The following is an 11947-nucleotide window of genomic DNA, read 5'->3' as shown; positions in this document are numbered from 1 at the left end:
ATAAAAGAAGATGGACAACACCTAAGTTCCGTCATATTTTCGGCAAGGTCTTAGGGGGCTCGATGCCCCCTGGGACCTTTGGTGAAGATGGCATAAGACCGTCGTTCGCCATATTTTCGGCGTTCCAAAGATACTTTATATTTTTCTTTTTTGCAAGCATTTATCTCTTTTTCCAAAGATTTCTCCCGGGCTGTTCGCCTCTATAGACATCCATCGGACATTTCATTCCTATGCTCATATGCGGTCGTCTGTAGTTGTAGAAGGCTATTGCCTTGGAGATTTCCATGTTGGCCTGGTCATAATCTCGGTACATCTCCTGCTGGTAAATCCACTCAACCTTAAAGGTTCCATTCGTCCTTTCCGCCACAGGATTGTCCGTAGGATTGTACCGTTCTGTCATACTAACCCTGATATGGTGGCACATAAGAGTTTCAACATATAGGTGGCAGGCGTATTGCGAACCTCTGTCAGAGTGGTGTATCGTTCCGCAGAGGTTGCCTCCTCCGGCTGCCTTAACTGCCATTAGCAATGCCTCCTTCGTATTTATAGCCTCCATGGTTTCGGATAAGCACCAGCCTATGACAGCATGTGAGTAAACATCTGTAATGAGATGGAGGTACAGGACGTTGCCGTAAATCCAAACGTAGGTTATGTCGGCTGCCCAAATGTGGTTAGCATACATTGCCGTAACACCTTGTACAAGATTAGGATACTTCCTATAAGGATGATTGGAGTCCGTTGTACGTCTTCGCTTGTTCTTGGGAAGCATAAGTCCTTCTGAAGCAAGTAGTTTTAAGAAGGAGTCGCGACCATGAGTAACATCTTCACCTAGCTCCGACTTGAGGAGGACGTGCAGTTTCACACCGCCTATCCCGGGACAGCAGGCACGATAGTAGAGTACATTGTCAACTATCAGTTTACGCCTTTGCCGCTCAGAAATCACAAGCTTGCTGCTTGCGTAATACCACTGGCGTTTCTTGCCAAACAGCCCACAGAGGAATTCCACGGATACACCGGGAAACTCCTCACGCAGCGCCGTTACTGTTTGGCACCATCTTTTTTTAAGATGCTGATACCCTCCTCGGATTCGGCTATCTCTATGAGTTTCTCATAGGCACGGCTGCGCATCTTCTCCAAAGACAATGCGTGTTGGAGGTTCACTATCTTCTGGCGCAATATCTCATTGTCTGTCAAATTCGTTTCTTTATGAGCCATACGATACCTCTGGATTACTTCCGAGGGCAAAGATAACGATTTTGAATCAACGGGCCAACGTTTCAGCCATTGGAACATTGAACCACTAGACACATTCCACTTACGCAATATGGACGCTTGAGAAGCACCGCTAGAATAATAATCGATTAACACTTGCAGCTTGAACGAATACGAAAATTCGCGCGGGGTTTTACGTTTTGTCATAATTTCTTACTTTTTTTATAGTCAGAATTGTGACAAGCTAAATCCGTATAAGACAATCTGATTTGCAATCTGTTGCAAATTGCAATTTATTGACTTTGTCGTGGCTTGGTTTGTCGCGAAAACGAAGATCATTTTTCTGACCGGAATATGGAAATAAAACATTTTTTTTAGTCCGGTTTTCGCATGATTGTTTTTTAAGAACGCCGGTCGTCGATTTAAGTTTGCAGATGAAAGGTGTTTTGTTCCATAAGTTTCACGCGAGCACTTTTTGTTTTACGCGGGCACAACCTTTCATGAGTCTCAAATTCCCCCATGAGATATTAATATTTTCTTAAAAGTGAGATATTTTTTTGATATTACCAATTTTATTCGTATCTTTGCAACGTTCAGAGGAATGAGGGGCTTTTCGCAAGTCCCTCATTTTTCATATTAAAACGCGTATGATAGATAAAAACGTTGTAAAGAAGATTGTTGATGAGTGGTTAGCAGGAAAAGACTATTTCCTTGTTGATGTTCAGTTAAGTCCCGATAGCAAGATTATTGTGGAAATCGATCACGCCGACGGGGTGTGGATTGAGGATTGTGTGGAGTTGAGCAGATACATAGAAGACCATCTCTCCCGCGATGAGGAAGACTACGAGCTTGAAGTAGGCTCGGCAGGACTCGGACAGCCTTTCAAAGTTCCGCAGCAGTACATTAATTTCATTGGAAAAGAAGTTGAGGTGCTTGATAAAGACCGCAAGAAAGTAAGAGGAATCTTGAAGAGCGTTGATGGGAACGACTTTGTCGTCGCTGTCAATGAGAAGGTAAAGGTGGAAGGCAAAAAACGTCCCGTGATGATGGACGTTGACCATTCGTTCAAGATGGATGAAGTAAAATATACAAAATATATAATAAGTTTCAAGTAAAGCTATGGCAGCAAGAAAAGAAGAAGAACGTCCGAATATGATCGAGACTTTTAACGAGTTTAAAATTAACAAGCATATCGATCGCACGACGTTGGTGAGCGTTCTGGAAGAAAGCTTTCGTAACGTAATTGCCAAGAAATTTGGTTCGGACGAGAACTTTGATGTTATCGTCAATCCGGATAAGGGGGACTTTGAAATCTATCGTAACCGCGTCGTAGTGGCTGACGGCGAAGTGCAGGACGAAAATAAGGAGATTAGCCTGACAGAGGCACGCAAGATAGAACCCGATTACGAAGTGGGAGAGGATGTTTCCGAACCGGTCGATTTCGCAAAGTTCGGCCGCAGAGCCATTCTGAACCTTCGTCAGACTTTGGCTTCAAAAGTGTTGGAACTGGAGCACGATTCCATTTATAACAAGTACAAAGACAGGGTGGGACAGATTATCTCAGGCGAGGTTTACCAAACTTGGAAACGCGAAGTGCTGCTTGTCGATGAAGATAACAATGAACTGATTTTACCAAAAGGAGAACAAATTCCACGCGACCAATACAGAAAAGGCGAAACCATTCGTGCCGTCATCTTTCGCGTGGACAATGAGAACAACAATCCGAAAATTATCCTTTCACGCACGGCACCGGAGTTCTTGGAACGGTTGCTCGAGGCGGAAGTGCCGGAAATCAGCGACGGTCTGATTGCAATCAAACGCATCGCGAGAATGCCCGGAGAACGAGCAAAGATAGCTGTGGAGAGTTACGATGATCGTATCGACCCCGTCGGAGCCTGCGTGGGCGTTCGCGGAAGTAGAGTTCATGGCATCGTGCGCGAACTCTGTAACGAGAATATCGATGTCATCAATTGGACAGACAATACAAAACTTTTTATCCAACGTGCGCTGTCGCCGGCAAAGGTGAGCAGCCTGACCATTGATGAGGAAAATAAGAAAGCGGAAGTTTATCTGCAACCCGAAGAGGTGAGTCTGGCAATCGGACGAGGCGGAATGAACATCAAGTTGGCAAGTATGCTGACCGGTTACACCATCGACGTGTTCCGTGAACTCAACGACCAAGAAACAGAGGAGGATATCTATTTGGATGAGTTCGCCGACGAAATCGACAAGTGGGTCATCGATGCCATCAAGAGCATCGGACTGGATACGGCCAAACAGGTGTTGAACGCACCACGCGAGATGCTGATAGAGAAAGCCGACCTTGAAGAGGAAACAGTAGATAACGTATTGAACATTTTAAGAGCAGAATTTGAGGGATAAGAGACTTCTCTCTTACCCAACATTCAAAAAGAAAGAAAAATATTAATGAGCATCAGATTAAACAAAGCAATTCGAGAACTGAACATAGGACTCCAAACGGCAGTGGAGTTCTTGGAACGAAGAAACGACTTGGGTGAAGTGAAAAACGACCTTAGCTTCAAACTCAACGATAAACAATATCAGGCGTTGGTGAAAGAGTTTAAGGGCGACAAGGATATCAAGAACGATGCGGAAAAAATCTTCCAAAATAAACAAAAGGAAAAGATTCATGCGCAGAAGACTTCCTCGCACAAGGCGGAGACACTGCTGAAAGCAAAACGACCACAATTCAAGCCAATTGGAAAGATTGATCTCGACCAATTGAACAACCCCGTGGCAAAGTCTGCTGCTCAGAAACCTTCCGAACCTAAAACCAAGGGGACTGCCGTAAGCCCGAAAGAGAATGTGAAGGAGGAAGGGAAAGTTGAAAAATCATCAGAAAAACCGGAACCGGAAAAGGTGGAAAAACCAACGAAAATCATAAAACAGCCCGTGACGGAAGTAACGAAGACCGAAAACATAAAAAACAATAAACCCAAGTCGGATGTTACCCGGTCGGAAACAACGGCAAAGCAGACGAACGAAGAGGTTCAAAAGAACGAAAAGAAGATGGAGTCTGACAACAACGGCATCTTCCAAACACAGAATGAAAAGAAGATGCTCAATCAGCCGAAAGTGAATGTGTTGGGTAAGATAGACCTAAGTACCATCAACCAAAGTACAAGACCCAAGAAGAAAACAAAGGAGGAACGCCGCAAGGAACGCGAGGAGAAGAATGCTCAAAGCGGACGAGGAAAAAAGAAACGCGTAAGAATAAATAAGGAACGCGTGGACATCAATGCTGCTGCCAACCAACAAGGTGGAAAGCAGAACTTTGGTAAAAAGAATAATAACGCCGGTGGCTCGAAACGTTCACGCGGCAACCGCAACCAACGTCCGCTGGAGGTGGATGATGAGGCTGTGGCACGTCAGGTAAAAGAGACGTTGGCACGACTTACCAGTAAAAGCCAGAATAAAAAGGGAGCCAAATATCGTAGAGAAAAACGCGATGCTGTTCAGGAACGTTTGAGTGCAGAGGCAAAAGCGGAACGCAAGGAAAGCAAAATACTGAAATTAACGGAGTTTGTTACCGTATCGGAATTGGCAACGATGATGAATGTACCGGTAACAAATGTCATCTCTACCTTGATGTCTGTGGGCATCATGGTCTCTATCAATCAACGTTTGGATGCCGAAACCATTAATTTGGTGGCTGATGAATTCGGATTTAAGACCGAATACGTCAGTGCCGAGGTACAAGAGGCAGTAAGCGAAGAAGTGGACGATGAGAACGACTTGGTATCGCGTGCCCCCATTGTTACAGTGATGGGACATGTTGATCATGGTAAGACTTCCTTGCTCGACCATATTCGCAGTACGAACGTAATTGCAGGAGAGGCAGGCGGTATCACTCAACATATTGGTGCTTACGGCGTAACCTTGCCGAGCGGAAGAAAGGTAACTTTCCTTGATACGCCGGGACACGAGGCTTTCACCGCCATGCGTGCACGCGGTACTCAGGTTACTGATATTGCGATCATCATCATTGCGGCAGACGACTCCGTGATGCCCACCACAAAAGAGGCGATTGCTCACGCACAAGCCGCCGGAGTTCCGATGGTGTTCGCCATCAATAAGATTGATAAACCGGGAGCCAACCCGGATAAGATACGTGAGGATTTAAGCCAAATGAATTTGCTCGTAGAAGAGTGGGGCGGAAAATTCCAGTGTCAGGAAATCAGTGCCAAGAAAGGTATCGGCGTGTCAGAGTTGCTGGAAAAAGTGTTGCTGGAAGCAGAGATGCTCGACTTGAAAGCAAACCCAAATCGCAAGGCTACGGGAACCATCATCGAATCTTCCTTGGACAAGGGACGTGGCTATGTCAGTACGGTGCTCGTTTCCAACGGTACGTTGAAAGTGGGTGATATCGTTATTGCCGGAACTTCATGGGGACGAATCAAAGCCATGTTCAACGAGCGCAATCAGCGCATAGAGGAGGCTGCTCCGGCAGAGCCGGCAATCATTCTCGGATTGAACGGTGCTCCCACGGCGGGCGATACTTTCCATGTAATGGAAACCGAGCAGGAGGCAAGGGAAATTGCCAACAAACGCGAACAATTGCAACGAGAGCAAGGCTTGCGAACACAGACTCGCTTGACACTCTCCGATATTTCTCATCGTATCGCTCGTGGCGAGTTCCATGAATTGAACATCATCGTGAAGGGAGATACGGATGGTTCCATTGAAGCGTTGTCCGATTCGTTCATCAAACTTTCCACGGAAAAAGTGAATGTAAACGTAATCAACAAGGCAGTGGGACAGATTTCCGAAAACGATGTGATGCTTGCCGCCGCATCTGATGCCATCATCGTAGGCTTCCAAGTTCGCCCATCGGCAGACGCTCGTAAGTTGGCGGAACGAGATGGAGTGGAAATCAATACCTATTCGGTAATCTATGATGCCATTGATGATGTTACTTCAGCCATGGTTGGTATGCTCGATAAGGTGAAGAAAGAGGTCGTTACCGGACAGATTGACGTTCAGCAGGTATTTAAGATATCAAAGGTGGGTACCGTAGCCGGCGGTCTTGTTACAGAAGGTAAGGTACATAATAAGGACAAATGTCGCGTCATACGTGATGGCATCGTTATTCATACAGCTCCCATTAGTGCTTTGAAACGTTATAAGGATGATGTGAAAGAAGTGGCCACGGGATTGGAGTGTGGTGTTTCGCTCGTTAATTACAATGATATACAAGCCGGCGACGTGATTGAAACGTTCACCGAGATAGAAGTAGAACAGAAGCTATAGTGTGTCAGCCGTCTTTCTTCTCTGCAAACGAAAGAAAGACGGTTTGTCATTTGTGGCAACTATGTCGTTTGGCATGCTATTTGTTTCCGGGAAATATGTGTAAAGACAGTGGAAGATTAGTCTGATGCTGTCATAATAGGTAAAAAGTAATGTCAGAAAAAAATAGCAACGAGTATGTAAAGAAGGTTGCCGAACAGAAATACGAGTTCGGATTTACAACCGATGTACATACGGATATTATTCCGAAAGGTCTGAACGAAGATGTTGTCAGGCTTATTTCTCAAAAGAAAGGGGAGCCGGAGTGGCTTCTCGATTTTCGTTTAAAGGCGTTTCGTTATTGGCAAACGCTGAAAATGCCAACATGGGCTCATTTACAACTGCCTGAGATTGACTATCAAGCCATCTCTTATTATGCCGATCCATTGGCAAAGAAACCCAAAAACAAGGAGATAGACCCGGAGTTGGAAAAAACTTTCGATAAGTTAGGCATTCCTTTGGAAGAAAGACTCGCCCTGAGCGGTACGGCAGTAGATGCCATCATGGATTCTGTGTCGGTGAAGACCACTTTCAAGAAGCAATTGGCTGAAAAGGGAATTATTTTTTGCTCCATTGGTGAGGCAGTAAAAGAATACCCTGATTTGGTGAAACAATATCTTGGCACGGTTGTTCCTTACAAGGATAACTTCACGGCGGCTCTAAATTCAGCTGTTTTTAGTGATGGGTCGTTCGTTTATATTCCAAAGGGAGTACGCTGCCCAATGGAATTAAGCTCTTATTTTCGTATCAATGCCATCAATACCGGACAGTTCGAACGCACTCTAATCATAGCTGATGATAATTCTTACGTGAGCTATCTTGAGGGATGTACCGCACCGATGCGCGATGAAAACCAGCTTCATGCCGCCATCGTGGAGATTGTTGTATTGAATAATGCGGAAGTGAAATATTCTACCGTACAGAATTGGTATCCCGGAGATGAGAACGGAAAAGGTGGCGTGCTAAATCTTGTAACAAAGCGTGGCGACCTTCGTGGCGTAAATTCCAAGTTGTCATGGACACAAGTGGAAACAGGGTCTGCCATAACATGGAAATATCCATCGTGCATCCTTCGCGGTGATAATTCACAAGCTGAGTTTTATTCAGTCGCTGTTACAAACAATTATCAGGAAGCGGACACAGGTACGAAGATGATTCACATGGGAAAGAACACCAAGAGTACCATTATCTCTAAGGGTATATCCGCCGGACACAGTCAAAACTCTTATCGCGGACTTGTGCGTGCCACACCGAATGCGGACAACGCACGCAACTATAGCTCGTGCGACTCGCTGCTTTTAGGTTCTAAATGTGGAGCTCATACGTTTCCATACTTGGATATTCACAATGACACAGCTATCATGGAACACGAAGCTACTACTTCCAAGATTAGCGAAGAACAGCTCTTTTATTGCAATCAGCGAGGTATTCCCACTGAAGATGCAATCGGATTAATCGTCAATGGTTATGCGAAAGATGTGTTGAATAAGCTGCCGATGGAGTTCGCCGTGGAAGCCCAGAAACTTCTCTCCGTTACTTTGGAAGGAACGGTGGGATAGTGATGGCTCTTTCATGTGGAAAAACAACGATAAGAATGAAATAAAGGGTAGTATATGTTAAGGAAAGTGGTAATCTTCTTGTTTGTCTTGCTCGCTTCCGTTGCTTCTGCGCAAAGTTGGCAGCCTAAGGCTTGGCAGCAATATCTTATTGAATTGAATGTACGGAAAGACACTATTCCGCAGCTTTCGTCTATCATGTGCCCAAAGAATGTAAGCACGCGAAGAATTGACACCCGCCCCTTCCGTTGTGGACCTTATTATATGCCCGACCCACCATCACTGTTTGAAGCGCAGGATGAGGCGGAGAGGTGGAGGCGTATTGAGCGCGACGGATATCATACCACGGATTTGGTCTGCGATATACTGAACGGTGTGCTACAAGTGCTGTTTGAATAAATAAAGAAATATAAAAAACATTATGTTAGAAGTAAAAGACCTGCATGCAACTATTGCAGAAAAAGAAATATTGCGAGGCATCAATCTTACCGTCAATGATGGCGAGGTGCATGCTATCATGGGACCGAATGGTTCCGGAAAATCAACTTTAAGTGCCGTTCTCACCGGAAATCCTCTCTATGAGGTTACCGGGGGTACGGCTTTTTTCAATGGTAAAAATCTCTTAGAGATGAAACCGGAAGACAGAGCTCATGAAGGGCTTTTCCTTTCTTTTCAATATCCGGTGGAAATTCCGGGCGTGAGCATGATAAACTTCATGAAGGCAGCTATCAATGCCAAGCGACAATATGAGGGACTGGAGCCTTTAAAGGCTGCTGAGTTCCTGAAACTCATGCGCGAGAAACGCGACTTGGTGGGACTCGACTCAAAACTCTCTCACCGCAGCGTCAATGAAGGCTTCTCGGGCGGTGAGAAAAAGCGCAACGAAATCTTCCAAATGGCAATGTTGGAGCCTAAGTTGAGCATCCTCGATGAGACCGACTCAGGACTTGATGTCGATGCTATGCGCATCGTGGCGGAAGGAGTGAACAAGATGCACACGTCTCAAACTTCAACCATTGTCATCACCCACTATGAACGGCTCTTGGAAATGATAAAGCCCGATGTAGTGCATGTACTCTATCAGGGCAGGATTGTGAAGACCGGGGGACACGAGCTTGCCCGGGAAATAGAGAAAAGAGGCTACGACTGGATAAGAGAAGAAGTGGACGGAAAATAGAATCGTGAATCCGATTATCTTCCGGCGAGCCTCTCATTGGAGGCTTTTCCGGTATTCTTCATTGAGAACATCTTCTAAAACAATTAGTTACAATGCAAAGCGAAAAACAATATATCGACCTATATAGCGAGAATCGGGAGATGATTATGAAACATTCTGCCGATGTTTTGAATAGGGTTCGCGATAAGGCTTTTGAGGATTTCAAGTCGCAGGGCTTCCCCACAAAAAAAGTGGAACGCTATAAATATACGAATATTCCCCGGCTTTTCGCACCCAATTACGGACTGAACCTGCAACGACTCGACATCCCCGTAAATCCTGCCAAGACCTTTCAATGCGGAGTGCCCAACCTCAGCACTTCCTTGTATTTTGTGGTGAACGACCGGTTTTACGATAAACAGTTGCCCAAGGCACAACTCACCGGTGGCATTATTGTCGATAGCCTGAGCCATGCAGCACAAACCCAACCGGAGCTTATTGCGAAACATTACGCCAAGATAGCCGAAACAGGGAAAGACACCGTAACGGCACTCAACACAATGTTGGCTCAAGACGGATTGTTTATTTACATTCCCGAGAACGTAAAGGCGGGTCGCACCATTCAGGTAATCAATATTCTGAGAGCGGACGTGGACTTAATGGTTAATCGACGTGTGCTCATCATCTTGGAAAAAGGTGCAGAAGCCGACATGCTCTTTTGTGATGATACAGCTGACGACCTCAACTTCCTAACCACACAGGTCATCGAAGCTTACGTGGGCGATAATGCCCGGCTTGAGTTGAACTGTTTGGAAGAAACCCACGCGAAGAACGTTCGCCTTTCGAATGTTTACATTGAGCAACAACGCAACAGCAGTGTCAATCACAATGTGATAACCTTGCACAACGGCGTTACTCGCAACAAGCTCGACCTTGTCTTTAAGGGTGAGGGCGGAGAGTGTTCTTGCAATGGTTGCGTCATTGCCGACAAGGAACAACACGTTGATAACAACACGGTCATTCGCCACGATGCGGGACATTGTACCAGCGACCAACTTTATAAATATGTGTTGGACGATAAAGCCGTCGGTGCGTTTGCAGGTCTTATCTATGTGGCAAAAGATGCACAGAAGAGCTTTTCCCATGAGGTGAACCAAAACCTATGTGCTTCCAAGACGGCGCACATGTATTCGCAGCCCATGTTGGAAATCTATGCCGATGATGTTCAATGTAATCATGGTTCCACGGTCGGACAACTCAACGATGCCGCCATGTTCTATATGCGTCAGCGTGGAATAGACGAACGCGAGGCTAAACTCCTTTTGGAATTTGCTTTTGTCAATGAAGTGATCGATAAGATGCAGCTCATTCCCTTGCGCGACCGGCTTCATCACTTGGTGGAAAAACGATTTCGTGGAGAGCTGGCGAAGTGTCAGGGTTGCAGTTTGTGTCGATAAAGTCTTGAGTTATGTACGATATTAATAAAGTGCGCGAGGATTTTCCCATCCTCTCCCGTAAGATTTATGATAAACCACTGGTTTATCTTGATAACGCCGCGACCACTCAGAAACCGCTCTGCGTGCTCGATGCCATGCGCGAAGAATACTTGAATGTCAATGCCAACGTGCACCGAGGCATTCATTGGATGTCGCAACAAGCCACCGACCTCCACGAAGCTGCCCGCGAAACCGTGCGTAAGTTCCTGAACGCTCGCTCCACTTCGGAAATCGTGTTCACCCGAGGCACCACGGAAAGTCTGAACCTTGTGGCATCGAGTTTCGTAGAGGGCTTTATGCAACCCGGAGATGAGGTTCTTGTCTCCAACATGGAGCACCATTCCAACATCGTGCCTTGGCAAATTCTGGCAAGTAGGAAGGGAATCGTACTGAAAGTAATCCCCATTTCCGATGAGGGCATTCTTGATATGGAAGCTTTTCAGAGACTGCTCACCCCAAAAACGAAACTCGTGAGCATTGCCCATGTCAGCAACGTGCTTGGCGTTATCAATCCGGTGAAGGAGATTACGCGTCTTGCTCATGAACAAGACATCCCCGTGATGATTGATGGAGCGCAGAGCGTTCCTCATTTCAAGGTGGATGTGCGCGACTTGGATTGCGAGTTCCTCGCCTTCAGTGGACACAAGGTTTATGGGCCCACCGGCGTTGGTGTACTCTATGGTAAGGAAGAGTGGCTCGACAAACTACCGCCTTATCAGGGGGGAGGCGAAATGATTGCGTCCGTGAGCTTCAGTGGGACTACCTTCGAACGCCCACCGTTGAAGTTCGAAGCCGGTACGCCCGATTACATCGCTACCCATGGATTGGCAACCGCCATCGACTATGTCTCCCGATTGGGTATGGACAACATAAGTCGTCATGAGCGGGAACTCACCGATTACGCCGTGCGGCTCATGCGCGATATTCCCGACCTTCGCTTCTTTGGTGTTCCCAATGCCGCACAGGTGTCTGGGGAAAATCATCACGATGCCGTGGTCAGTTTCCTTGTGGGCGACATTCACCCCATGGACCTCGGTACGCTGCTCGACCGCTTGGGCATTGCCGTGCGTACGGGACATCACTGCGCCCAACCGCTCATGGAACGCTTCGGAATCCTTGGCACGGTCAGGGCATCTTTCGCGCTCTATAACACGAAGGAGGAGGTTGAATCGTTTGTTGAGGGCGTTCGGCGTGTCATCAAAATGTTCTGATCGGCTCGC

Annotated in this window: 10 protein-coding genes; 8 read left to right on the top strand and 2 right to left on the bottom strand. The window is 46.3% G+C overall.

Going from position 1 to position 11947, the window contains the following annotated elements; all coding sequences use genetic code 11:
- Positions 1-160: 160 nt before the first annotated feature.
- Positions 161-1006: an IS3 family transposase gene (locus E0E16_RS10465; RefSeq protein WP_240048166.1), complete on the bottom strand. Its 846-nt coding sequence runs from the start codon at positions 1004-1006 to the stop codon at positions 161-163.
- 32 nt (positions 1007-1038) lie between these two features.
- On the bottom strand, positions 1039-1419 hold the full coding sequence (locus E0E16_RS14450) for a hypothetical protein (protein WP_130828438.1): 381 nt from the start codon (positions 1417-1419) through the stop codon (positions 1039-1041).
- Between the two features lie 440 nt (positions 1420-1859).
- Here E0E16_RS14450 and rimP point away from each other — a divergent pair, with 440 nt between their 5' ends.
- The 8 genes from rimP to E0E16_RS10420 all read left to right on the top strand — a co-directional run bounded on the left by rimP (position 1860) and on the right by E0E16_RS10420 (position 11938).
- Positions 1860-2327 (top strand): ribosome assembly cofactor RimP, encoded by a 468-nt coding sequence (gene rimP, locus E0E16_RS10455; protein WP_130830260.1) that lies wholly within the window; start codon positions 1860-1862, stop codon positions 2325-2327.
- Between the two features lie 4 nt (positions 2328-2331).
- Positions 2332-3594, top strand: a complete 1263-nt coding sequence (nusA, locus tag E0E16_RS10450) for a transcription termination factor NusA (RefSeq protein WP_130830259.1) — start codon at positions 2332-2334, stop codon at positions 3592-3594.
- Positions 3595-3639: 45 nt separating this feature from the next.
- Complete coding sequence (infB, locus tag E0E16_RS10445) at positions 3640-6483, top strand: translation initiation factor IF-2 (protein ID WP_130830258.1); 2844 nt, start codon at positions 3640-3642, stop codon at positions 6481-6483.
- 149 nt (positions 6484-6632) lie between these two features.
- Positions 6633-8078 (top strand): Fe-S cluster assembly protein SufB, encoded by a 1446-nt coding sequence (gene sufB / locus E0E16_RS10440; protein ID WP_130830257.1) that lies wholly within the window; start codon positions 6633-6635, stop codon positions 8076-8078.
- Positions 8079-8132: 54 nt separating this feature from the next.
- A complete protein-coding gene (locus E0E16_RS10435; RefSeq protein WP_130830256.1) occupies positions 8133-8474 on the top strand; it encodes a hypothetical protein in 342 nt (113 codons plus the stop codon).
- Positions 8475-8496: 22 nt separating this feature from the next.
- A complete protein-coding gene (sufC, locus tag E0E16_RS10430) occupies positions 8497-9252 on the top strand; it encodes a Fe-S cluster assembly ATPase SufC (RefSeq protein ID WP_130830255.1) in 756 nt (251 codons plus the stop codon).
- A 92-nt stretch (positions 9253-9344) separates the two neighbouring features.
- Complete coding sequence (gene sufD, locus E0E16_RS10425; RefSeq protein WP_130830254.1) at positions 9345-10688, top strand: Fe-S cluster assembly protein SufD; 1344 nt, start codon at positions 9345-9347, stop codon at positions 10686-10688.
- An 11-nt stretch (positions 10689-10699) separates the two neighbouring features.
- Positions 10700-11938, top strand: a complete 1239-nt coding sequence (locus tag E0E16_RS10420) for an aminotransferase class V-fold PLP-dependent enzyme (RefSeq protein ID WP_130830253.1) — start codon at positions 10700-10702, stop codon at positions 11936-11938.
- Positions 11939-11947 lie beyond the last annotated feature (9 nt).

The organism is Prevotella rectalis (assembly GCF_900607215.1).
In the GTDB taxonomy this organism is placed as follows: Bacteria; Bacteroidota; Bacteroidia; order Bacteroidales; family Bacteroidaceae; genus Prevotella; species Prevotella brunnea.
This window is presented reverse-complemented; position numbering and strand designations above follow the sequence as displayed.